Annotated in this window: 26 protein-coding genes; 13 read left to right on the plus strand and 13 right to left on the minus strand. The window is 38.5% G+C overall.

Annotation, left to right across the window (positions count from 1 at the left end):
• Positions 1–27 precede the first annotated feature (27 nt).
• The 3 genes from AAC026_RS06800 to AAC026_RS06810 all read right to left on the minus strand — a co-directional run bounded on the left by AAC026_RS06800 (position 28) and on the right by AAC026_RS06810 (position 2,474).
• Positions 28–807, minus strand: a complete 780-nt coding sequence (locus AAC026_RS06800; protein ID WP_339696229.1) for an ABC transporter permease — start codon at positions 805–807, stop codon at positions 28–30.
• Entirely contained in the window at positions 804–1,721 is a 918-nt protein-coding gene (locus AAC026_RS06805) for an ATP-binding cassette domain-containing protein (protein WP_339696232.1), read from the minus strand. The genes AAC026_RS06800 and AAC026_RS06805 overlap by 4 nt, the downstream gene beginning before the upstream one ends.
• Positions 1,722–1,874: 153 nt before the next feature.
• Positions 1,875–2,474, minus strand: coding sequence for a hypothetical protein (locus AAC026_RS06810; protein WP_339696235.1), 600 nt, complete (start codon positions 2,472–2,474; stop codon positions 1,875–1,877).
• A 164-nt stretch (positions 2,475–2,638) separates the two neighbouring features.
• On the opposite strand from AAC026_RS06810, the gene AAC026_RS06815 reads away from it, so the two are divergent.
• The 4 genes from AAC026_RS06815 to AAC026_RS06830 all read left to right on the plus strand — a co-directional run bounded on the left by AAC026_RS06815 (position 2,639) and on the right by AAC026_RS06830 (position 6,516).
• Complete coding sequence (locus AAC026_RS06815) at positions 2,639–3,709, plus strand: histidine kinase (protein ID WP_339696238.1); 1,071 nt, start codon at positions 2,639–2,641, stop codon at positions 3,707–3,709.
• Complete coding sequence (locus AAC026_RS06820; protein WP_339696241.1) at positions 3,702–4,397, plus strand: response regulator transcription factor; 696 nt, start codon at positions 3,702–3,704, stop codon at positions 4,395–4,397. The genes AAC026_RS06815 and AAC026_RS06820 overlap by 8 nt, the downstream gene beginning before the upstream one ends.
• 75 nt (positions 4,398–4,472) lie before the next feature.
• Positions 4,473–5,141, plus strand: a complete 669-nt coding sequence (locus AAC026_RS06825; RefSeq protein ID WP_339696244.1) for a TetR family transcriptional regulator C-terminal domain-containing protein — start codon at positions 4,473–4,475, stop codon at positions 5,139–5,141.
• Positions 5,142–5,196: 55 nt separating this feature from the next.
• Positions 5,197–6,516: an AarF/ABC1/UbiB kinase family protein gene (locus AAC026_RS06830; protein WP_339696247.1), complete on the plus strand. Its 1,320-nt coding sequence runs from the start codon at positions 5,197–5,199 to the stop codon at positions 6,514–6,516.
• Between the two features lie 2 nt (positions 6,517–6,518).
• On the opposite strand, the gene AAC026_RS06835 is transcribed toward AAC026_RS06830, so the two are convergent.
• From AAC026_RS06835 to AAC026_RS06850, 4 genes are all read right to left on the minus strand, one after another.
• Positions 6,519–6,866, minus strand: a complete 348-nt coding sequence (locus tag AAC026_RS06835; RefSeq protein ID WP_339696250.1) for a hypothetical protein — start codon at positions 6,864–6,866, stop codon at positions 6,519–6,521.
• A 94-nt stretch (positions 6,867–6,960) separates the two neighbouring features.
• A complete protein-coding gene (locus AAC026_RS06840; RefSeq protein WP_339608425.1) occupies positions 6,961–7,236 on the minus strand; it encodes a hypothetical protein in 276 nt (91 codons plus the stop codon).
• Entirely contained in the window at positions 7,229–7,651 is a 423-nt protein-coding gene (locus AAC026_RS06845; protein WP_339608423.1) for a DUF1801 domain-containing protein, read from the minus strand. Before AAC026_RS06845 ends, AAC026_RS06840 begins: the two co-directional genes overlap by 8 nt.
• 3 nt (positions 7,652–7,654) lie before the next feature.
• On the minus strand, positions 7,655–8,020 hold the full coding sequence (locus AAC026_RS06850; protein WP_339696253.1) for a diacylglycerol kinase family protein: 366 nt from the start codon (positions 8,018–8,020) through the stop codon (positions 7,655–7,657).
• A gap of 74 nt (positions 8,021–8,094) precedes the next feature.
• On the opposite strand from AAC026_RS06850, the gene AAC026_RS06855 reads away from it, so the two are divergent.
• The 7 genes from AAC026_RS06855 to AAC026_RS06885 all read left to right on the plus strand — a co-directional run bounded on the left by AAC026_RS06855 (position 8,095) and on the right by AAC026_RS06885 (position 13,202).
• Positions 8,095–9,117: a tetratricopeptide repeat protein gene (locus AAC026_RS06855; protein WP_339696256.1), complete on the plus strand. Its 1,023-nt coding sequence runs from the start codon at positions 8,095–8,097 to the stop codon at positions 9,115–9,117.
• A 128-nt stretch (positions 9,118–9,245) separates the two neighbouring features.
• Positions 9,246–9,758 (plus strand): RNA polymerase sigma factor, encoded by a 513-nt coding sequence (locus AAC026_RS06860; RefSeq protein WP_339696259.1) that lies wholly within the window; start codon positions 9,246–9,248, stop codon positions 9,756–9,758.
• Positions 9,748–10,299 (plus strand): hypothetical protein, encoded by a 552-nt coding sequence (locus AAC026_RS06865; protein ID WP_339696262.1) that lies wholly within the window; start codon positions 9,748–9,750, stop codon positions 10,297–10,299. Before AAC026_RS06860 ends, AAC026_RS06865 begins: the two co-directional genes overlap by 11 nt.
• A gap of 19 nt (positions 10,300–10,318) precedes the next feature.
• Complete coding sequence (locus AAC026_RS06870) at positions 10,319–10,834, plus strand: DUF4252 domain-containing protein (RefSeq protein ID WP_339696265.1); 516 nt, start codon at positions 10,319–10,321, stop codon at positions 10,832–10,834.
• A 53-nt stretch (positions 10,835–10,887) separates the two neighbouring features.
• Positions 10,888–11,418, plus strand: a complete 531-nt coding sequence (locus tag AAC026_RS06875) for a DUF4252 domain-containing protein (protein WP_339696267.1) — start codon at positions 10,888–10,890, stop codon at positions 11,416–11,418.
• A gap of 66 nt (positions 11,419–11,484) precedes the next feature.
• A complete protein-coding gene (locus AAC026_RS06880) occupies positions 11,485–12,393 on the plus strand; it encodes an ATP-binding cassette domain-containing protein (RefSeq protein WP_339696270.1) in 909 nt (302 codons plus the stop codon).
• Complete coding sequence (locus AAC026_RS06885; RefSeq protein WP_339609239.1) at positions 12,390–13,202, plus strand: ABC transporter permease; 813 nt, start codon at positions 12,390–12,392, stop codon at positions 13,200–13,202. Before AAC026_RS06880 ends, AAC026_RS06885 begins: the two co-directional genes overlap by 4 nt.
• A gap of 162 nt (positions 13,203–13,364) precedes the next feature.
• On the opposite strand, the gene AAC026_RS06890 is transcribed toward AAC026_RS06885, so the two are convergent.
• Complete coding sequence (locus AAC026_RS06890) at positions 13,365–14,210, minus strand: 1,4-dihydroxy-2-naphthoyl-CoA synthase (RefSeq protein WP_339696272.1); 846 nt, start codon at positions 14,208–14,210, stop codon at positions 13,365–13,367.
• 47 nt (positions 14,211–14,257) lie between these two features.
• Positions 14,258–14,545: a DUF3817 domain-containing protein gene (locus AAC026_RS06895; protein WP_339696275.1), complete on the minus strand. Its 288-nt coding sequence runs from the start codon at positions 14,543–14,545 to the stop codon at positions 14,258–14,260.
• A 229-nt stretch (positions 14,546–14,774) separates the two neighbouring features.
• Here AAC026_RS06895 and AAC026_RS06900 point away from each other — a divergent pair, with 229 nt between their 5' ends.
• Positions 14,775–16,877 carry a DPP IV N-terminal domain-containing protein gene (locus AAC026_RS06900; RefSeq protein WP_339696278.1) on the plus strand — a complete coding sequence of 701 codons (2,103 nt, stop codon included), beginning with the start codon at positions 14,775–14,777 and terminating at the stop codon, positions 16,875–16,877.
• A gap of 68 nt (positions 16,878–16,945) precedes the next feature.
• On the opposite strand, the gene AAC026_RS06905 is transcribed toward AAC026_RS06900, so the two are convergent.
• Positions 16,946–18,679 (minus strand): potassium channel family protein, encoded by a 1,734-nt coding sequence (locus tag AAC026_RS06905; RefSeq protein WP_339696281.1) that lies wholly within the window; start codon positions 18,677–18,679, stop codon positions 16,946–16,948.
• Positions 18,680–19,084: 405 nt separating this feature from the next.
• Here AAC026_RS06905 and AAC026_RS06910 point away from each other — a divergent pair, with 405 nt between their 5' ends.
• Positions 19,085–20,719 carry a B12-binding domain-containing radical SAM protein gene (locus tag AAC026_RS06910; protein ID WP_339696284.1) on the plus strand — a complete coding sequence of 545 codons (1,635 nt, stop codon included), beginning with the start codon at positions 19,085–19,087 and terminating at the stop codon, positions 20,717–20,719.
• A gap of 17 nt (positions 20,720–20,736) precedes the next feature.
• Here the strand turns inward: AAC026_RS06910 and AAC026_RS06915 are convergent, their stop codons facing one another.
• From AAC026_RS06915 to AAC026_RS06925, 3 genes are all read right to left on the minus strand, one after another.
• Positions 20,737–21,087 carry a MauE/DoxX family redox-associated membrane protein gene (locus tag AAC026_RS06915; protein WP_339696287.1) on the minus strand — a complete coding sequence of 117 codons (351 nt, stop codon included), beginning with the start codon at positions 21,085–21,087 and terminating at the stop codon, positions 20,737–20,739.
• Between the two features lie 75 nt (positions 21,088–21,162).
• Positions 21,163–22,572: a TolC family protein gene (locus tag AAC026_RS06920; protein WP_339696290.1), complete on the minus strand. Its 1,410-nt coding sequence runs from the start codon at positions 22,570–22,572 to the stop codon at positions 21,163–21,165.
• Positions 22,572–23,927 carry an HlyD family efflux transporter periplasmic adaptor subunit gene (locus AAC026_RS06925; RefSeq protein WP_339696293.1) on the minus strand — a complete coding sequence of 452 codons (1,356 nt, stop codon included), beginning with the start codon at positions 23,925–23,927 and terminating at the stop codon, positions 22,572–22,574. The genes AAC026_RS06920 and AAC026_RS06925 overlap by 1 nt, the downstream gene beginning before the upstream one ends.
• Between the last annotated feature and the right edge of the window lie 6 nt (positions 23,928–23,933).

A 23,933-nucleotide genomic window follows, 5' to 3' on the forward strand; every position in this document is an offset into this window, starting at 1 on the left:
GGTATTAAATTTAGAAGAGTCTCTTGTTTAAATAATTCGTTTTCTCAGTTGAGTCACTCCTGCGAGGGTGAAAATTGCAACAGCAACGATTAGGCTTTTATATACAGAAGCCATATCTGCCCAGATTTGATATCCCTCTTGTCTTATTCCGCCAGTGGAGAGAATAGCATAACCGTAGGGGTGATAAGGGGCGTATTCCCAGCCTCTGACAACAATCATAAATGAAATGAGCCCAGCAATGCCAATACCCAGCGGTAAAATCAAGTTTTTGGATTGTTGACTAATGAAGAATTGGATAGAAGCCATGCCTAAAGTGGCCAAGAAGATTTTAACCATTAGTGCATATTCAAAACCGAAACTGAAGCTTTCTTCGAAACCTAAACCCGGCTGTACAATGCGCATGGACAAACCAACAAGAATTGTAAAGGTGCCAAAAAGCATTAGGCTGATGAAGATCATAACAATGAACACCTTCATTTTTGACAAGTAGAGCGCCAAACGTGAGAGTGGTTGTGCATAAATCAGTTTCCAAGTATTCGAACTGTACTCAATATTGTTCACTAAAAGGGCAACCATCATGACAAAAAATGGAAAGAGAAAATTAGCAGGGTCAATACTATAGCCAAGTAATGTTGACCAAGCGTCCATCCCTTCATTAATAATTTGTGGACCTTTTCGCCAGAAAATAATAAAGTTAATAATGGGCACAAAGGCAGGTGCTAAAATGAGCAACCAGAGGATAAAGGTCTTTTTGTATTTGAATATTTCTGCTGAAATCCCTCTTTTGAGTTGTATTGCTATATTCATTGGTCTAATTTTTTAGTAAGGTTTAAGAAGATGGCTTCGAGGGTTTCTTCAGTAGATTTTAGCTGATAGACTTCAATATCGTTTTGCACCAAAGCTTTATTGATTCTTGAAATATCAGTTTTGTCAGTAATCGGCAGCGTTATCGTTTTACTGTCATGCTCAGAAATTGTATAATTCAACTCCTTGATTACTTCGATTGCTTTTTGAGCGTTGTCTAGCTTAATTTCTAAAAACTGATTAGAGTCGTTGTTATGAAGCCCATCGAGCTTGCCTTCATACATGATTTTACCTTGGTCGATAATGGCTACATCGGTGGCCATTTTTTCGATTTCAGTAAGAATATGGCTCGAAAGAAAAATAGTTTTGCCGTGTTCTTTGTTCAAGCGCATAATCAATTCGCGCATTTCGATAATGCCACTCGGGTCAAGCCCGTTGGTGGGTTCATCTAAAATAAGCAGATCAGGGTCGCTGAGTAGGGCGGAAGCAAGTCCAAGCCTTTGGCACATACCTAAGGAATAGTTTTTGGCTTTTTTATTCGCGTTATCCGTCAGCCGAACGATTTTAAGTACTTCATCAATTCTAGATTTAGGAGCACCAATCATTCGTCTTACTACCTCAAGGTTTTGTCGACCAGTAAGGTGTTTATAGATAGAAGGGTTTTCAATCAGTGCGCCTACCTTACCTAAGAGTTCTACCTTGTTGGGAAGAAGTTCTTTGTCGAACAATTTTACTTGCCCCGGTTCGGAATGGAAAAGATCGAGTAGAATTCTTATCGTGGTGGTTTTACCTGCTCCATTTGGCCCCAAGAAACCATAAATGCTGCCTTCGGGCACATTTAGGTTCACCTGATCCAATGCTTTAAAGCTACCGAAATGGAAGGTTAAGTTGTTGGTTTGAATAATTGACTTTGGCATTTTTTAGTATTTGGTTGAAAGACGATGGGCTTTCTCTTTTTGTGTAACTAAGCATTGAACTACTCGACCAACTGGGAGATTTTGTCTATGAAATGCCCGCTCTAGACCTATAAGGTTTTCAAAACCTTATAGGTATGGTTTATTAATTTGTTTTTAGTATTCCCATTCTCCCAGTAATTCAGCGGTGTGGTCACTATGGAATGAAATATACTCTTTGTTATTGCCGAACCATCCTACGACTTCGTTTCTGGAGAGCAATGTTGGTTTGTTAGATAAAATTGATTGGTAAGAGCTGTAAGCCCAATTATCTACACTTCTAGTAAAACCATGTTTTATGGGATTTTGATGAATGTAATTAATAGCTCTGGTTAAGTAGTGATCCGAATTGATCTGAAACCTTTTAGTATAATCAATCCATAAAGCTCCTCTGCGATTGTATTTCTTGTTATAAGCTTTGGTGTACGAGTTTAGTAAATTGCTTAGCTGTTGCATAATGAGTTTATGGAAATCATTTTGATACTTAGGATGCTTTAAAAGGATTTCCTCATTGTGGGTTTTAATTAAAAAGTGGATGTGATTGGGCATTAAGCAATAAGCTAAGGTACCACAGACGGAAGGCATATAATTAGCATAACGCCTTAGGAAGTAGCGATAGTTGTCATCGGTGCGAAATAGGTTCTCGTTACCTACCGCATGGTTTACGATATGATAGTACGTTTCGGGTTCAAATTTCTCTAGGCCTTTCATTTCCATCAAACCTATGGGGTTTTAAAAATACTATAGGTTTATACTCATTAATCTAATGGTTTTTGTCTTTTAAAACCATTATCTCTAAAACTATATAGTGTTAATGTGTTAAATATTAATGTTGAATATTGCCGCGTGACCTTTCTCCTTTTTAATCGTCCTCTAGGAGAATGAAGAATTTTAAGACTTGGCTTGAACAGCACCAGGAGGATTTGATCATAGTCGTTCTGCATATTGTTGCTTGGGGCCTTTATTTCTCTTTTATCAACTTAGCTTTTTTAGGAAATCGCTTAAGCACCGAGTTTAGTGTTTGGTACCTTATTTCAGTGGCCATTGTAGATGTGAGTGTATTCTACTACCTCTATAGCATTGGTATTCCTAAGTTACTGATGAACCAAAAAGTAAGATTGCTAATTGGTTTGATTATACTGATTTTGGCCATATATCCGTTTCTGGTGTTTTTAACCAATGCGGCTTTAGTACACTTTTTTCCAGAGGACATTACTCCCATAGCGGCTTTGGAAAAGGCTCGTTTTTGGACTGCCTATGGGCTGCGGGTTTTGTCCTGCTTGTTTGTGGTAATGATGGCGGGCATTGGCAAGTTTACCTTCGATTGGTTCAAGAATTTGCGAATCAGAAGAGAGCTTGAAAATCAAAACCTCGCAAGTGAACTGGCTTTCTTAAAGTCACAAATTAACCCTCATTTCCTTTTCAATACGCTTAATAACATTCATACACTGGCCTATAAAAAGGCAGATGGAGCGCCAGAGGCTATTATGAAACTTTCGGAACTGATGCGCTATATGATTTATGATTCGAATACTGATTTGGTGCCTTTGAAGAAAGAACTTCAATACCTCCAAAGCTTTATCGACCTTCAAGAACTTAGGTTTAAAGCCAAGGGTATTGTGAGTTTTAAGGTAGAAGGTGATGTTTCTGAAAAGCATATTGCACCATTGATCTTGTTTCCTTTTGTTGAAAATGCCTTTAAACATGGTGCCCAACTTAATCGCCCTGATGCCATTCAAATTCAATTGAGAGTTAAAGACGATTTGGTGTATGAGGTAAATAATGGAATTGTAGGCAGGAATGGAAATCAACAAAAAGATAATGTAGGAGGAATTGGGCTGGGGAATATTAGAAGGAGATTAGAGCTTATTTACCCTTCAGACTTTGCCCTAGAAGTAGAGCAAACTGAATTGCATTTCAACATAAAACTAACCATTAGAAATCATGGATAAAATTAGGTGCTTGGTGGTCGATGACGAACCGTTGGCCATAGAGATTTTAGAAGAGTATATAAACAAAGTGCCGTGGTTAAGTTTTGTCGGAAGCTTTGATAAAGGCGTAGAGGCCATTGAACATATTAATAACAATGCGATTGATTTACTTTTTTTGGACATTCAAATGCCAGACTTGTCAGGCATACAAGTGGCTCAATTGATTGGGAAGAAATGTGATGTGATTTTCACTACGGCTTATAATCATTATGCGGTAGAGGGCTTTGAGCTTGAAGCCAAGGATTATTTGCTCAAACCAATTTCATTTGATCGTTTTCTTAAATCTGTTCAGCGCATCAAAGGATCGCAAGAACCATTAGAAAAGGATGCGAATGATTTTGTGTTTGTGAAGACAGAATACAAAACGAAGAAAATACGCCTGTCCGATATCCTATACATAGAAGGCATGAAGGATTATTTGCGCATAGTTACCCCGAACGAGAAGATTATGATTCTGCAAAGCTTCTCTAAGCTTTTGCCCACTCTGCCTTCAAACCGATTTTCACGCGTACACAAATCCTTCGTGATTGCGATTGACGCCATCGATATTATTGAAAAGAGTAAAGTGAAAATTAAGGAACAATGGATTCCAATCGGGGAGTCTTATAAAGAAGGTTTTCTAGGTGAAATTCAACGCAGAACAGTTTAGTGTTTGTGATAAAGTTTTTAAAAAATAATACCCTTCTACAATAACCTTTTGCCTATAACTTAGGTTAACCGAATCATGGAAAAGAAGACTACAACTAAATCTTCTAAAGCGAAGGTAAACGATTCAGAAAAACTCAAGAAGGCCTACATCGAGCACATTCTTGAACACGGAAACAGACCTGCTTCTATCTTTAAGTTTGTGAAAGAATTGAAGATTAAGGAAGAGGCTTTTTACGAAAACTTCAACTCTTTTGATACCCTAGAAAAGGAGCTTTGGCGAGATTGGCTCAGAGAAACCATTACTGCAATTCAAGCCGAAGAGGTTTATGCTGAATATTCAGCACGAGAAAAACTTCTGGCCTTCTATTTCACCTTCATAGAAGTGCTGAAAAGTAACAGAAGTTTCATTCTTCTCACTGTTAAGAAAACAATCAAACCAGAGTTTACTCCTTCACATCTTAAAGAATTCAGAAAGGATTTTAAAGATTTTGTGAATGAAGTTTTGGCCGAAGCCAAAGAAACCGAAGAGGTACAAAATAGGCCTTACATTAGCGATAAGTACGATGAAGGAATTTGGCTTCAGTTTTTATTCGTGTTCAATTTCTGGATGAAAGACGACTCCAAAGCATTTGAAAAAACAGACGAAGCCATTGAAAAAGCCGTCAACTTATCTTTTGATTTAATGGGGAGAGGCCCATTGGATGCCATGATTGACTTCGGAAAATTCCTTTTTCAAAATAGATAAATAAACTCCTGATTCTCCATGGTTATTTAAAGCTATGGAGCACTTGATTTAGACTATGAAAGAACAATCAAAAATACCTACAGGGAAAGTGCAGAGGGCGGCCAAGTTTGTAACAACGGGTGCCAAAGTGGGAGGTAATTACATGAAACATTACGCCAAAAAAGTAGTGAATCCGTCTCTTTCAAAAGATCAACTGCACGAAGACAATGCTCGGGATATTTATAATTCTTTGAGCGAGTTAAAAGGCAGTGCACTAAAGGTGGCGCAGATGATGAGTATGGATAAAAACATGCTTCCAACTGCCTACCAAGATAAATTCTCTATGGCGCAGTATAGCGCGCCACCGCTATCTTACCCTTTGGTGGTAAAAACCTTTCAGCAATACTTTAAAAAATCGCCCACTCAAATTTTTGAGACCTTCACTAAAAATGCAGTAAACGCAGCTTCTATAGGGCAGGTGCACAAAGCTACTTTAGACGGAAAGGAATATGCAGTTAAAATTCAATATCCAGGAGTAGCGTCCAGTGTGCGCTCCGACCTTAAATTGGTGCGTCCGTTTGCGGTTCGGTTAATGAATTTAAATGAAAAGGATCTCGACCATTACATGGAAGAGGTAGAAACAAAACTGATTGAAGAAACCGATTATTTGCTGGAAGTACAGCGGTCGGTAGAAATCTCAGAAGCCTGTGCTCACATTGAAAATATTCGATTCCCGAAGTATTACCCTAAGTTGTCAGATGAGCGCATCATTACCATGGACTGGATGGATGGCAAAGTGCTTAAGGAGTTTATAAAGTCGAATCCATCGCAAGCAGACCGAAACAAAGTAGGGCAAGCGCTTTGGGATTTTTACGATTTTCAAATCCATACTTTAAGGCAAGTACATGCCGATCCACACCCTGGTAATTTCATTATTAGCGATGATGCCGTTTTGGGAGTAATCGATTTTGGCTGTGTTAAGGTAATTCCTGACCAGTTTTATGATCCGTATTTTAAGTTGATTAGAAAAGAAATGCTTGATGAGGGCCAAGAGTTAGAGCAGCTTTTCATTCAGCTTCAATTCATTTATCCCGATGATAAAGCGGACGATAAAGCCTATTTCTCTGCCGTAATTAAAGATATGATGGGGATTTTAGGTCAGCCATTTCATCAAAATGAATTCGATTTTGGTGATGATAGTTACTTTAAAAAGATTTATCAGATGGGTGAAGTAATATCTCAGTCGCCTAAATTCAGAGAAAGCGAAAAGGCCAGAGGAGCAAGAGACGGTCTCTATATTAACCGGACTTACTTCGGGTTATTTAACATTCTAAATGAGTTAAAAGCAAAGGTAAGAACCACCAAGCCAGAATGGGAAGTGAAACTAGCCGTTTAGTCCTATAAGTCTAAATCAGCAGTTGTTTCAATTACGAATTTGCCCTCAATCTTCACTGGTTTAATATTCATATGACATGGGTCGAATTTTTTGATAAAGCAATTTGAGAAATCTGAGGAATTGTTCAGTACTTCGATAAGCGCTCCTTCAATATTGTAGACTTCAAATATGAAGAGACCAGACTGAATAATTGACTGCATGTCTTCAAGCAACTCGGAGCCATCCTTATTTAAATTTCTATGAATTCTGCTTTCAATGCTTAGGTTTTTTTGCGTGTTGTCATGATCATCAAGAGATCTACATCCGCTTAAGAAAACAATAATAAATATGAGGGTAAAAGTGTATTTCATTGACTGCAACTACTACCGATTGAGTGATTAATACCCCACCTCATATTCATAAATTTGATTGAAATAGGTGAAATACCTAGAAGGTTGCATTTAATCAGTTTTCATTATTGTACCGCTCCATTACTTCTTCTTTAATCCGTTGTCTTAAAATCTTCTGATTTTTCACAAACAGCCTTAATAATAGAAAAGCTACAGCCAAGTGTAACCCAATATAAGCCCAGCGATTAAAGTCAAACCCAAGGTAGTCATAAACCTCTCTAGGTTTAATTAAAGAACTTATTCCGTTTACTAAATAGAATATTCCACCCACTAAATAAAGCCATCGCCACTTTGTTCCAAAACGTTCAGAACGAGTCCTTCTATCATCCATATTTGTTGGTCATGTAATCGTAAGAATCTTTGATTAAGTTCTTCAATATTTCAGTATCTACGTCCTCAATCTTTTTAATATACAGGCATGATTTCCCTGTTTTGTATTTGCCCAATTTTGCCATGTAGTCTTCATACCTCTCGAAGCCAGGCATAATATAAAGTGTTAAGTTCTGGGCTCTTGGCGAAAACCCAACTTTCAGGAAGTCACCTTCTCGGCCACTGTCATACTTATAATGGTATGTACCGAAGCCAACAATTGAAGTGCCCCACATTTTTGCAGGTTCACCCGTGATTTTCTCCATTAATTCCTTTACCGTAATACAGTCGTCTTTTTTCTTTTTCTCCGCCAAACTGTTTAAAAAATTGGTAACACTTGCATCGGTTTCGACTGTTTTGTTCTGATTCTTTGCCATGAGTTAAAAAAAATAAGGGTAAAAAATAAGTACTCCAATTATTGCAGCGGCAATAGCTGTAATTAATACAGCAGCGGCAGCAATGTCTTTTATTATTCCCGCTTTAGGATTAAACTCTGGTGAAACCATGTCCACTAACTTTTCAATAGAAGAATTAAAAAGTTCGGCCACCAACACCATGGCAATTGCCGCAATAATCCAAAGCCATTCAGACTGCGAGAGGTTAAAATAAAGGCCCAATAAAATAATCGATAAGGAGGCAAACAAATGAACTCTAAAATTATGCTCATGCTGCATTGCCTGCCTAAGCCCTCGGAAAGCAAATTTGAAGCTTCTTAACCTCGCTAAAACAGAGAATTTATTAGACATTCGTTAAAAGTAAGAAGATTTATAACGCAATGAAAAGTAGGTTCGTAAAACCACGGAGACTAATTTTGGGCGTCATGCAAAAAAACAAATACTTCTTCCTAGTACTGGTGCTTTTATGTACAATCTTGAGCTGCGATAACGACAAAGCAAAAGCTGGGAGATTCCTGTTGATGGGAAACAATGAGTTGGCTGACTTAAACTATAAAGAAGCCATTAGATTATACACTGAGGCCATTGGCAAAGACCCACAGTTTAAAGAAGCTTATAATAATAGAGGAGTGGCTCTTTTTAAAAGTGGTCATTATGCCGAAGCGCTCAACGATTATACTTTTGCCATTTTACAAATAGATCCTACCTATACCGATGCCTATAAAAATAGGTTCGAAGTCAACTTGGTTTCTGGGAATTTTAATCGTGCACTAGAAGATGCTGAATATTTAAGCAAGACATACCCCGACAGCGCATATACTTACCTCTATCAAGGATTGGCCCTCACCGATCTCAAGAGGTATGATGAAGCCATTGTGAAATTTGATATGGCTTACCAAAAGAACCCAGAGAATGTAGAAGCGGTTGTAAATCAGGCCAATGCCTATTATATGTCCGATCGATATAAAGAAGCTCGTGAATTACTTCAAAAGGCAATAAGCATTGACGCAACAGAAGCTAATATTTATAACACTTTGGCCTTAATCGCCACACAAGAAGGTGATTTCCAAGAAGCACTAAAGCAAGTAAATCAAGCCATAGAGATTGATGGCAGAAATGGTTACTTCAGTAATAATAGAGGTTTTATATACCTGAATTTGGAAGAACTTGAAAAGGCAGAGGCAGATATAAATATGGGGATTAGACTTGATCCTAGAAACCCTTGGGCCTACCGAAACAAGGCTATTTTTTATTATAAGAATAAGAGTTTTGAAGCTGCTTTAAGGAATATTGAACTAGCAGCCCAGTATGACGATTCTATACCATTGTTGAATCATTACTGGGGTTTAGTATTGGTAGAATTGAACAGAACAGATGAGGCCTGCACTAAATTTTCGTCATTAGAATCTTCAGATAAAGAGATGCTTATAAAAAAATATTGTAAGTAGAGTATAAAGCCTTTGTCTCGAAAGTACCTGCCGCCTTTTATATCTGAAAGGCGGTTTTTTTGTTTCTTAGAATAAATTTTATCACCAATGTTAACAAGTCTTAACACCATGCCGTCTACCCTTTGATTATGGATGTAGCACAGTTCAAAACGGACGTTCTGCCTTTAAAGAACAAACTTTACCGCTTTGCCTTCAACATTGTAAAAGATGAAGAACTGGCAAAAGATGTGGTACAAGAATGTATGATTAAGGTGTGGGAAAAAAGGGATGAAGTAAAACACATTAATAACCTGGAAGCTTGGTGTATGCAAGTAACCAGAAACAAGGCCCTAGATAAGCTGAGGTCTAAACATGTTAAGAAAACGGATCTTTTTGAAGTCGAGTTTGACACTAGAAAAGAAAAAGACACGCCAGTTGTGCTTACCGAACGAAACGAGATCATGAACCGCATTCAGTTTTTAATTGATGCGCTTCCGAACCGACAACGCGAGGTAATGCAGCTGAGAGATATTGAAGGCTATAGCTATAAAGAAATAGCAGATATGCTTGAGATTGACATCAATTTGGTGAAAACGAATTTGTTTAGAGCACGCAGAAAGTTGAAGGAAAGCCTTATTAAAGAAAATGCTTATGGACTCTAGAATAGAGCAATTATTAGAAAAATACTGGGCTTCAGAATCAAGTATTGAAGAAGAAAGAGAGCTGAAGGAGTTGGTGGCAAAAGCCGACAATTCAGAGGAGATGGAAGAACTGAAAGCCTTATTTGGGCACTTTCAGTCGGAGCAGGAGCTCAGCTTAGGTGATGATTTTGATCAAGAAATTTTATCTATGATCGAAGCAAAACCTGAAACGAAAGTAATCAACATGTCTGATTATTTTAAACGATACGCAGGAGTGGCAGCAGCAATGCTGGTATTAATTACAAGCTCGTACTTCTTTATGCAACAGCAAAAAACATATGAGCAAGAAGATACATTTGACTCTCCTGAATTGGCACTTCAAGAGCTTAAAAAACAACTTGTAATGGTTTCAAACTATATGAATTCAGGCTCAAGTAATCTTGATAAACTTGGTAGCATGAGCAAAATGGATGCAGGAATGGAAAGTCTTAAGTACATGGGAGATGCGGCCAGAGGAATGGAGCCAATTAGTGAAATGGATATTTTAGAAGAGAAATTTTAAAAACTTAAAATAGAGAACAATGAAAAAGTTAGTAATGATTATGGTAATGGCCGTGATGGCCTTTGGAGCACAAGCTCAAAATGATGCGATTTCAAAGTATTTCGCGAAGTATGAAAAGGATACTGAAAAATTTAGTGCGGTATCATTCAGTGGTAAAATGTTTGCCATGATCAATTCTATTCAAGTAGAAGATGATGAAGATAGGGCTTTGGTTGAATCCTTAGGTAAAATCAAAGGAGTAAAGGTTCTCTTTGCTCAGAAAAATGTTGATGGAGCCGCTATGTATAAAGAAGTAATGGGCGCTATCAAAGGCAAAGACTTTGAAGAGCTAATGTCGGTAAGAGATGAAGACAAAGACATCAAATTCTACATCAAAGAGAAAGGCAATAAAATTGACGAACTCTTTATGGTAATGGGTGGAACTAATGAGTTTGGAATGATTAGCATTGTTGGTGACGGTATCGATATCAACCAATTGTATAGACTTTCTAAAAATCTAGGAATGGACGAATTCAAACACTTAGGGGGTAAATAAACCCCTTATCCTTTTTGAAATTCAAAAGCTCAATAGCTTTTTATATTTGAATTATGCGCAAAACAACACTGATATTAACACTGGTCTTATTCTCCACTCTTGCTTTTGGTCAAAGCAAGAGTGTTGAGAAATTTAGGAATGATAACGAGCCAACGCTAAAGCTCTTTTTTTATAAGAGTACGCTTAAAATGTTTGCCAACATACAATTGAAAATGGCAGACGAAATGGAAGAGCTACCCGACTTTTCTTCTGTAATCAAGAACATAGAAAAGGTAAAGTTCTTTGTGTTCGACAAAGAGAAGTATGCGATGGACGCCCCTATGTTTTCTAAACTTGAAGAAGACATTCTTTCAGAGGGATATGAATCCATGATGTCAGCGCGAATGTCTGGTGCAAACATGAATTTTTTAATGAAGGGAACAGCTGAAAAACCTAAGGGGTTTGTAGTAGTAATGCGCACAGAAGAGGGGGTTAGCTTGGTTGATATTGAAGGCTACCCAGACTTAAAACAAATTATGAAGTTCTCAGAATTTATGAGCAAAAATACCAGCGGCCTAAAGTCGATTATAGACGCTTTTAATTAGTAAAATACAGGAGCTGGTTTTGGATGGGCCGGTTGCTGAGTACCAATAAAACTCAAAAAACACGATTTGGAAACTGTATTGTCAATTAAAGGCCTCTCCAAGCAATATGGAAAGGTCAGGGCACTTGATAACCTCAATCTTGAGGTAAAGAAAGGAGATGTCTTCGGAATTCTCGGCCCTAACGGTAGCGGAAAAACGACTACCCTCGGTATTATCTTAAGTGTAATTAACCAAACCAATGGTCAGTTTGAATGGTTTGGCGAAAAAGCCAATAAGGATACTCGAAAAAAGATAGGTGCCATTTTAGAGCACCCCATTTTTTATCCGTACCTCACTGCGGTTCAAAACCTCAAAATTGTTTGCGACATCAAGGAAGTCCCTTACGATAGGGTAGACGAGGTGTTGAAACAAGTTGGGCTAGAGGAACGAAAGGATACGAAATTCAAAACCTTCTCACTGGGCATGAAGCAGCGCCTTTCCATTGCGTCAGCATTGCTTTGTAACCCTACAGTAATGATTCTGGACGAGCCTACCAATGGTCTTGATCCTCAGGGAATTGCTGAAATCAGAGAACTTATTATTGAAATTGCCAATAGTGGAAAAACCATCATTATTGCTAGCCATTTACTAGACGAAGTTCAAAAGGTATGCTCACACTTCTGTGTGCTTCAGCGCGGTAAGCTGATTTATAACGGATTGGTGGAAGACGTGGGCAAAGGAGCCATTTCTGTAGAAGTAAAGGCCGATCATGACGACTTGCAAACAGTTTTGGAAGAATCTGGCCTTGGAACAAAAGTAAAACGAGAGCTTGATAAGTACATTATGACGATGGAGGGAGATCACTCCGCAGCAGAAGTGAATGCCTATTTGTTTAATAAAGGTATCACTGCTAAGCATTTGCTTGTGCAATCGAAGAGCCTTGAAAAGCAATTCTTGGAAATTTTAGCTGATAATAAAGAAGGAGGTGCCCAATGATGAGACTACTAAAAATAGAACTGAAAAAAGTAATGCCAAACCGTGCATTTAGGGTATTGGCTATTATGTACATTGTGGCGATGGTAATTGTGAGTATGGGAGTAATGCCATTCTTTCAATTCTTAAAAGCAAAATTTACTGAATTTGGTGCTGATGGAGTAGATCCAACAATTATTCCTTTTTATGAATTCCCAGATATTTGGCAGAACCTCACGAATGTGATGATCTATTTCAAACTCCTATTAGGCTTTAGTTTGATATTCTCCATCACGAATGAATACTCTTACCGAACAATTCGTCAAAACGTAATTGACGGCCTTACCAAGAATGAATTTATTTGGTCGAAGATTATTATGGCCGGATTTTTAAGTGCGGCCTCAACAGTAGCCTTGTTTTTCTTAGGCTTAATTACAGGTTTAATCTATTCATCAGAAATATCTTTTTCACTAGTATTTAGTGATGTCTATTTCTTGATTGGTTTTGGTCTTCAGCTTTTTGCCTTTTTGTTATTTACCTTGTTTGTAGGCTCTTTAATACGAAAGTCAATCATCGCCATGGGTGTGTTGATTTTCTGGGTAATGGCTGTAGAAAATGGGTTTTGGATATGGAGTAGAGCAAAACATCATGAATGGGTAGAGTACCTACTTCCTGTCAAGTCAATCAATTCCTTAATTCACACTCCATTTCCTAAATATGCATTTCAAGAAGTTCAAGACTATTTTACTTGGCATGAGTTTGGGCTAGTAGTGTTCTGGGGAGCCTTATTCTATTGGGCTACAACTAGATTGGTATTGAAAAGAGATTTATAGAAAACTCCCTTTAACTTAAAACAAAAGCCCTGTCAGTTGCGAAACTGACAGGGCTTCTTTTTGGTCATTGCGAGGCGACAAATACTATTTGTAGAAATGTCGATTACGCGAAGCAATCTCTCCTTTCAAATTACAGAAACTGTTGTTTTGAGACTGCTTGGTTTAAGGAATCCACTTAATGTCTTTAAAGTTGGGTTTACGTTTTTCTAAGAAAGCATTTCTACCCTCTTTGGCTTCGTCTGTCATATAGGCAAGTCTAGTAGCTTCTCCAGCAAATACCTGTTGCCCCACCATGCCGTCATCGGTTAAATTCATGGCGAATTTCAACATTTTGATAGAAGTTGGCGATTTTTCTAGAATCTCTTGTGCCCATTGGTAAGCAGTGTCTTCCAGTTCGTCATGAGGAATCACAGCATTCACCATACCCATATCAAATGCATCTTGAGCAGAATAATTTCTTCCTAAGAAGAAGATTTCTCTCGCCTTTTTCTGGCCTACCATTTTTGCTAAGTAAGCAGAACCATAACCGCCATCAAAGCTTGTAACATCCGCATCGGTTTGCTTGAAAATGGCATGCTCTTTACTGGCCAAAGTAAGATCACAAACCGTGTGGAGGCTATGCCCACCACCAACAGCCCAGCCTGGTACTACGGCAATCACTACTTTCGACATAAAACGGATTAAACGCTGAACTTCTAGAATATTCAACCTTGGCATTCCGTCATCATCTACATAGCCTTGGTGACCTCTGGCGTTTTGGTCGCCACCGCTGCAAAATGCCCAGCCACCATCTTTGGCCGATGGGCCCTCTCCTGAAAGTAAAACCACACCAATGGAGGTGTCTTCGCGAGCATCCAAAAATGCATCGAACAATTCAGCCACTGTTTTAGGTCTAAAAGCATTGCGTACTTCGGGGCGATTGAATGCAATTCTTGCTACGCCATCGCCTGATTTTTTATAGGTGATGTCTTGATATTCCTTAACGGTTGTCCAATTGGGTGTATTCATAATGCTATGTTTGTTGCTAATATAAAACTTTTGATTGGGCTGGCGATTCAAGCGTTATCCCTGAAATATTTCTTTTCGGCTATAAAAGTACCAAAGGGAAGGAGTGAAGCCAATAATGAAAGAAATGTAACGCCAATAGACCATTGCTTTTGCTTTGCTACTATTAATACCCAAAGGCAGTAGCCTACAAATAACACCCCATGCGCTAGTCCAACAGGATGTGTTGGTTCTGGAATATTGAATATATACTTTAACGGTACACAAATACCGAGGAGTAACAAGTAACTAATTCCTTCTAAAACAGCAAGTAATCGAAGTGTCTTTAAGTGGCTCATGCTCTATTTTTCCTTTTCGCTGCGAAGATAGTCAATGAACTATTTGACGGAGTGCATTATCTTTCTTTTTTGGAAACAACTAGAGCGAATAGAGGAGGTAATTTATAAGCGCTGCTTCTAAACTGTATTGACCGTATAATAACTTTATACTATTTTTTTACAACCGAAAGTAGTAGTATTAGCCACGTATTCCCTTTTTGGAATGAAAAACGATATTAAAATGAACTCAATGAAAAAGAAACTTGCATCAGTGATAGCCGCTGTGGTCATTTTGGCTAGCAGTACGAGCATTTTGACAGCACAGGACAAGCTAAAAAGCATGCCTGGTTACGACCAATACCAAAAGATAGCACCTCAGATTAGATCATCTATTGTTTCAGGTAGCCTCTTTGTTCAGTGGAATGACGATGGATCATCTTTTGAATACACAAAAGATGGGAAGAGATACCAGTATGACGTAAAAAAGAAAAAAGCCACTGAAATTGAAATACCTGAGCCAGCCTCAAGAGGAAGAGGTTTCAGCCGTGGTCCAGCCAGAGGTAGACAATTCCCTTCGGCAGATTCTCCTGATGGTAAATTAAAAGCCTTTACCAAGGACAGAAATATGTACCTGAGTAACCCTGACGGTAGCAATGTGGTAGCCATTACAACTGATGGTAACCCTGAAAACCAAATCAAATATGGTATTGCTACTTGGGTTTATGGTGAAGAATTAGGACAACGTACTGCAATGTGGTGGTCGCCAGATAGTAAGAAAATTGCTTTCTACAGATTTGACGAAAAGAATGCGCAAAAGTACTATGTGCTTTTAGATCAGTTAAAACTTTATGATTCTCTAGAGGTGATGTCTTACCCTAAAGTGGGTGCCGATAATTTGCCAGTTGATTTAATGGTGTATGATATTGACACCAAGCAGATGAAGAAGTTAGATGTTCGAGATGGTAAACCATTTAATGATGGAGCTGTAGGGACTTATCTTTATGGTATGGATTGGACGCCTGATGGAAAAGAATTGCTTTTTCATAGTACCAACCGCAAGCAAGACATCATGGAATACCGTGCGGCTGATCCTGTTACAGGAAAATCTAGGGTAGTTGTTCGCGAAGAGTGGTTACCAAGCTTTACTAAAAATACACCTGAAATAAGAGTTTTAGAAGACGGAAAACGTTTCGTTTGGGCTTCTGAGCGTACGGGTTTCAATAACTATTACCTATACAATTTTGATGGTACTTTAATCAACGCGATTACCAACCATCCTTTTGAAGTATCTAACATTGTTAAGATAGACGAGAAAGCTGGTGAAATGTACTACATGGCCAGAAGTGGTGAAAACCACATGAAAATGCAGTTACATAGAGTGAAACTGGACGGCACAAAAGATACTCGTCTAACTGATCCTACCTTCAACCACAGTGTTAATGTTTCACCTGACGGTAAGTATTTTGTAGATGTTGCTCAAACACATAATATAGCTCCTTTTACCAACTTGGTTGATGCAAAAGGTAAATTGGTTGCTGAGCTGGCGAAAAGTGATTTGACTAAATTCAATGAATTAGGATTGAAAAAGGCAGAGGTGTTTACCTTCACTTCGGCTGATGGAGTTACAGAATTACACGGAATGATCAACTTCCCTTCTAACTTCGACCCTAACAAAAAATACCCTACGCTTTTGGCCAACTATGGCGGCCCTGCTACAAACGAATTCTCTGAGAATTTCTCTCTTCCAAGCCCGCTTACTGAGTATGGATTTTTGGTAGTGAGTATTGATGGTAGAAACGTAAGAGGTAGAGGGAAAAGATTGCTTGACCAACTTTATGGCCATTTAGGTATTGTGGAACAAGATGACTTTGCGGAAGGTATCAAATCACTTTATAACCGTCCTTACTTCGATAAGAATAGAGTAGGTGTTTACGGAACTTCCTATGGAGGAACTACGGCTGCAATGAGTTTATTGAGATTCCCAGATGTATACCAAGCTGCCGTAGCAAATTCAGCGGTTGCGGATTGGGTATTCTATGACAACATTTATACAGAGCGTTACATGAATCTTCTAGAGGACAATAAAGCGGGTTATGATAACTTCAGGTTAGCTAAGTATGCTCCAAACTTGAAGGGTGAATTGATGATTTATTATGGAACGGCTGACAACAACGTGCACCCTTCTAACTCAATGCAATTGATCAAGGCCTTACAAGATGCGGGTAAGAGTTTCGAAGTTCAAGTAGGCCCTGATAGAGGTCATACTGCAGTGAACTCTGAAAGAATGATGGAGTTCTTTATTCAGCATTTAGTATTGACAAATCAGCCTTTGACTGCGATTCAGAGACGTTAAGAAGAGACGTTTATGATAAAAATTGAAAGAGCAGTGTTCCAAGCACTGCTCTTTTTTTATGCTGGAGCTTAATTTAACAACTGCGATATAAGCGATACGCTGAAAATAGTAAGCATAAACCAGCCAATAAAACCTTCAATAATGGCTAAATAACGAGGTAATCCTTTGATTGGGATTTCGCCAAAGCCCAAAGTAGTGAAGGCATTAATGCTTAACATAAGGGCATTGAGTACACGAATAGAAAGATCGTAACCAACACCAACAACAAGGTAAGTGCCTATTTGTACATTTTTCCATCGCTTTTGAGAAGGGCTTAGAGAGTGCCATTCCCCACTTAAGATATCCGTAAATTTCAGTGCTTTACTAGTGAGTTTTGTGCCAATCATTGCCGCATTATAAACTGGTTTAGACCATGCAATGAAGAAACGGGGTAACTCTAGTTTTCCATCTTCAATTCTTTTTTTGAAAGCCTCATATTCACTAAGCTCTTTCTTTTTCTCTACCAAATAAATGTCATTCATGCCCTCTTTACTACGTAGGTATTTTTGAAAGAAATCAAAACGATGAAGAATTCTGTGTTTTCCTTGCTCGTCCCAACTGTTAGGGAAGAAGAGATAAATGAAGGCAAATAGAATGACCACATTTACAGAAAACACTATTGCTTTTGAGGGCTCAGTTCCGTAATCAGAAAAGGCTTCTAAAAACTGATTTACCTTCCATTTAAAGAAAGTACTAAACGAGGGATCTTGGGTATAAAGGTAGGCCAAGCGGTCTGTCTCTAGATTCTTGATCTTAATGTAAACTGTATTTACATCTTCCAAATCATGTTGAGCCTTATACAAGTCAAGGAGTTTACCCCTGAGCTTTACTTCCTGTTTGTATGATTTTCCGTATTGAACAATTTCCTGTTTGTACTGAGCTAGAATACTATCATTGGCCTCAAAACTTTCGAAAGAAGCTCTTTTCATCGAATCTGAAAGCGTATTGAAATAGTCGTTATATCCCTGAGATGAGATCAGTTGATCACCCCATTGCGACCATTCGAAAGTACTGCTTGTGGTTAGGTCGTCAAAGTCGAGTACAACGTGGTTATTGAATGTGTTTTCCTCCAAAATGGAAGTGTTTAATTCCACAGAGCCCAACACTTTTAGTTCTGTAATCCAATTGCCAAAATCGTTACCAGAAATATTCACCCGATCAGACAAGTCGGCTGTAATAGTCGCCCGACCCTGACCTTTAAAAACGCAGTCATTTACATTTACCGAAACTACAGAGACTCCACGAAACCAAAATGCTCTTCCTTCAGTAGAAGCCCATATTTCTGAATTTTGAATTCTGATACTTGACCTGGTTTTCTCTTCCGCAGTACCCAAATCTATATTTACATTCTTCTTGAGCCTGCTGTCAATCACATTGATAGAGAGATTAGCTCGGCCATTTCGATCTAGCAAATCGATGGGATTAGCCATAGATTCCCCTGACATAACTGTGAGTCTGTCCTCAAAAGAACAATTCATAAATGTGATAGAAGCCGTGTTTCGCAGTGTCACATTTCTATTGAATTTAATATGATGCAAAGCGGCTGATATCCGTTCATTTGATGCTCCACGTCTATCAGGTGAACTGAAATGTACATTCGTTAATTGCAATGCCTTGTCAATTACAAGCGTGTCTGAATTAGAGAACTCCCTTACAGAATTTCCAAGGCTGCTGCTATAGCCAAAGCGAGCGTCTGTATCTAAATCGTATCTAATTATGGCGTTTTCAAGTCTAAAAGTTGGGCTTTCTGAGCGTTCAATCATTTGAAAAAACTCAGTATAAGAATAGTTTTTAAACTCATTTGTTTGTGAAAAAAGTCGCGGAGAGATAAATAAGAGTAAAGTCAATATAAGAATTGACCTAAGGCTAAAAATGGAATGCATACAGCAGTTTAAGGTTGCGGGATTTAAATTAAATCTCATTGAATATACCGAAAAGGATGAGCGAAATCAATAATGGACTCAATTTTAGACAAGCATTAGGTGGTTGGGTTTAGTGTTGAATTTCGAATATAGTAGTGAGTACAGAAGATAATTCTTTACTGAGAAGGAACGGTAAAAAATAATTAGGTCTATTTTTTCAAAAGTTCTTTTCTATCTTTAAAAGAAGGCATGGGATGTTGAAGTTGGAATTGTTGCCTACATGGATTAGAACCACTTAATGTTACTATGAACATTTTACTCAGTTACCCCATTTTTCCAACAAGTTTTTGGTCATTCGAAAAAGCAGTGCAAGGCATTGGTAAAAAGGCCTTTATGCCGCCTTTGTGTTTGGTGACTGTCGCTGCGTTGCTTCCTCAAGAATGGAATTTCAGATTAAGAGATCGAAATATTGAGCCAGTAACAGAAGAAGACTGGGATTGGGCAGATGTAGTTATGTTTTCAGGAATGATTGCTCAAAAGGAAGACTACTTAGGTCAGATTAGAGAAGCAAAAAGAAGAGGTAAGCCTGTTGTGGTTGGCGGGCCATACGCCACTTCATTACCGAATGATTTCCTAAATGCTGGAGCCGATTATTTGGTTTTGGATGAAGGAGAATATACGATAGGTCTTTTTGTAGATGCCTTTAACCGTGGCGAAAAATCTGGAATTTTTAGATCTAAAGATAAGCCAGATGTTACCTTAAGCCCCGTGCCGCGCTTTGACTTATTGGATATGGACGCCTATTTTCTAATGGCGATTCAGTATTCAAGGGGTTGTCCATTTCAATGTGAATTTTGCGACATTATCGTGCTTTATGGTAGAAAGCCAAGAACCAAAACTTTCAGTCAGGTAGAAAAAGAATTGGATGCACTTTTAGCACTAGGATGGAAGGGAGGAATCTTCTTTGTAGACGATAATTTTATTGGCAACAAGCGGACGGTTAAACCATTTTTGGAGAAACTCATTGATTGGCAAACCAACAATGGTTATCCTTTTAGCTTTACTACAGAGGCCTCTATAGATATGGCGCAAGATGATCAGTTACTCGAACTGATGGCGCATAGTAAGTTTTCTACAGTGTTTATTGGTATTGAAACCCCTGATACGGACAGCTTAAAACTTACACTCAAGCATCAGAATAACAGAACACCAATGAATGAATCGTTGGAGAAGATTGCTAAATCTGGGCTTAGAATTATGGCTGGTTTCATCATTGGTTTCGATGATGAAAAGAAGGGAGCAGGGCAACGGGTATTTGACTTTGCCACTGAGAATGCCATTCCGGGTGTAACATTCAGTATGCTTCAGGCTTTGCCTGGTACAGCTTTGTGGGATAGACTCAAGGTTAGTGATAGGTTATTGGATGATGCAAACTTAAATCAAACCACCTTGCTTAATTTTGTGCCTACACGGCCAATAGAAGATATTGCCGAAGAATATGTAGACGCTTTTTGGAAGTTGTATGACCCCAAAAACTATATGAAAAGGGTGTTTGACCATTTTATGATGGTGGGACAAGCGGAAGTACATCGCAATCCGGAATTGCGTAAAAAAATGGCCAATAAGCATAAAACCGACTTCGACTTTAAAGGGGTTATGTTTGGATTGAAAATGTTAGCCAAACTTGGCTTTGTAAGAAGTACTCGTTTTGTGTTTTGGAAATACCTGTTCTTAATGTACAAGCGTAACCCAGGTGGAATTGGTAACTTCTTTACTTTTGCTGTCTTTATGGAACATTTTCTTCCTTACAGAAAAATGGTAAGAAAGGAAATTGAAGAAGCCCTTAAGGCAAGAATGGGAGGTGAAGTGCAGGTAATGAAACCAATGATTGAACTTTCAGAAGATAATGAGAAGGATATTAAGTGGTATCAAGCTAGCTGATTAATAACGGCTTGCTCCTAAGTGTACAACCAAGCCCAGTAAATTAAAAAACCTTGCAGCGGAAGCCTTACCCAAAGAGCGATGATGTACCATTGCTTTTTAACCTTATTGGTTTTGAGCATATGGATATTGGCGGGAAAAACCCCAACTAGCACCGCTATAATTCCCCAAGCGCCAATCACTTGAGTAGATGGGAAGAGTAACAGCGCTCCAAAAATAATTTCGAAAACCCCACTTAAATAAACCAATGGAAGATGATAGGGCAGGTAACGAGGCATAATCCTCAAATAAGCCTTTGGTTTAACAAAGTGCATAATGCCAGCTAAAATGTACATGGCACTCATAATATAAAGTGAAGAATCTTCCATTAGGGGTGGGTTTAGCTGTTCAATATAAGTCAAATTGCTTTGTACTTGATTGCGGTTTGAGGCCTAGGTATTGAATTATCGATAAAGTCTACCCGAAGCATAGTTGATTCCAGCGCTCGAAATATTGTATTTAGACACAAGAGCAATGGCTTTGAGTCGCGCTTCTATTAAACTAGATTCACGAGAATTGACTAAGAAAAGAGAACTTTCACCTATATTAAATTTGATTCTTTCTCCTTCGAGTAAGCTACTATAGTTGTTTACCGCATCTCTATATATCTCTACCTGTTCTCTTAATGCAACATGCTCATTAAAGTAACTCAGTACTTTATTTTCTATTTCCAACTGTTTTTGACGCTGCCCAAAGGTGGTATTCTCTATTTTATATTTGGCTAATTGAAGGTTGCCGCGTTGTTCCCTCAAAAAGATAGGTAAGCTAAATTCAATACCCCATTTGTAATTTTGGTTCGAAACGTTGTTCAGGAAGCTGTCTCCCACAGGTTCGCTTAGAAAATTATAGTTGAGGTTGAGTTTTGGTTTTATTTTCTCCGCTTTCAATTTCCTATCAATTTCTAGTGATGAAAGTTTGAATTGATAAACCTGCATGTCGGGATGAGCGCTAGGTACAGCGTTAACAAAGGTTTGTAAAGTGTCGAAGGAGGTGGTATTATTTAGCTCAATCTCATCGAAAAGCGGAGGCCTTAGTTCATCAGTAATCTCTAAAGGAGTATTGTTTTCAAACCATAAGTAGTTTGAAAGTTCTAGCGTAGCATTTTGATAGGCAAGCCTATATTCGTTACGGGCTAGTTCTCTATTTTGGACCTGAATTTTAGCTTCTAGCGTATCTATAGCTGGCTTGTCGCCAAGTAAATAACTGTTTTTAACTGCTGTAAAACGTGTAACGGCCAAGGATACGGATTCTTCATAAACTTGATACTCGTTATAGGCTTGTACCCACTTCCAATATTGTTTTATAGCATCAAAGTAAAGTTCGTTCATCAGTGCTCTTTGTTCAGCTATTGTGGAAGAAGCAAATACTTTAGCTTTTTGCAGCTCGGCCCTTCTTTGATCTATAAATAAGCCCTGGCCCAAAGAAACTGAAACACCACCATACCAAAGCCCTCCATTTGGCACTTTGTTTTCGGGATTTAAGTATACCCCTCTATTTTGCTCAAAGCCGGTTTTAAACTCAAGACCATACCAAGTAGGAATCTTCAAGCCGCTATTCAGGATACTGTAATATTCCTTTTCGTCAAACTGTTTTTGATCCAAGTTGGCAAACAGCTTTGGGTCAAACGCGCCACGAGCTGCCCTTACAGAACTTTCTCCTTGGTCAATTAACAATTTACCTTGTTGTGCAATGGGGTGATAGTTTTCTATGGACCAAAGAAGTTGGTCTTGGGTGAATATTGGACTTCTCTCTTGCCCATAAGCAAAATTAAAGCAGACAGACAGTAACAAGATGGTTTTGATCAATCTATTCATTACTTCTTTTTTGAACCCTTGTCAGTACTGTTCTCTGCTACATAGTAGTCTGCAGGAAAACCATTGAGCTTTCTCCACAACTCATACCAAATAGGTACATCTTTTAGCAAGGCCATACCGTTGGCACCAGAGCCTACGCGTAAGCCCTCAGGCCAAGGTTCATCACTTGGATCTGGAGCTACCAAAACTCTATACTGGCCATTTGCGCTTGTAAAATTGTCTATGGCCACTACATTTCCTCCGAAGGTTCCGTATGATAGGTTTGGCCAGCCAGAAAAGGCAATGGATGGCCAACCATCGAATATAAAACGGATGGGTTGCCCTTCTCTAATCAGGGGCAAGTCCATAGGTTTAATGTAAAGCGAAACGGCCAAATCATAATCTGATGGCATAATGGTAAGTAATTGCTCACCTTCCTTTAATGTCTCTCCAATTCCAGATTTAATGGTTTCAGTAATATATCCGTTTTGTGGAGCGGTAATGTAATGCATGCCCATTCTCACAGAATAGTTTTTATACTGATTCTCCATTTTCGACACTGTAGCCTCAGTGTCAAACTTGTTGGACATGGCTGTATATTTATCTGATTCCGTTTTGGACAGTTTATCTTGATACTGATTTTCAACTGAGTTCACCTCAACTTGGGCGTTAATCAGCTCATTTCTACTGCTCAGTAATTTGTTTTCCGCACTAATTCTCTTGGCTTGTGTTTCTTGAAGCTTTAATCGAGTGCTTTCCAAATCGGTGAGAGATTTTAAACCACTTTCATAAAGTTGTTCCATTCGCTTCAATTGGTTTTCGGCTATGGAATAGTTTGTTTTAGAGGCTTGAAAATCAATGCTATCGGATTGAATCTTGAGCTCAATCTGTCGGATGTAATTTTCGGCTTGTTCAAGCTTAAGTTCCTTGGTTTTCAGTAATGCTTCAATTTGGTTGTCCAAAGCATTTATCTTTTCTGAATAGGAATTCAAACTTGAAGACTTAGAAGTGATTTGTTCTTTTGTTCTAGACAAAAGCTCGGGATCAAAATAATCGTCTTTCACTTCCGATATGTATAAGATTGTATCTCCCTTGTTTACATAATTACCTTCTCTTACATACCACTTTTCTATTCGGCCACTAATAACAGAATTTACGGTTTGCGGCCGCTGGTCTGGCTTTAATGTAGTTACCACGCCCATTGATCTGATGTTTTGCGTCCAAGGCAAGAATAGGGCAAGAATAAAAAGGACGAAGAATATGACAATGAGTCGAGTAAAGGTTTTACCTGCATGATAATCCCTTACCATGGCAAACGATCGAAACTTTGATGTTTCAACTTTACCCTCAATTTTGTTAGGACTGATGTTTAGCATGCTATT

The sequence above is a fragment of the uncultured Roseivirga sp. genome, from assembly GCF_963973945.1.
Taxonomy (GTDB): domain Bacteria; phylum Bacteroidota; class Bacteroidia; order Cytophagales; family Cyclobacteriaceae; genus Roseivirga.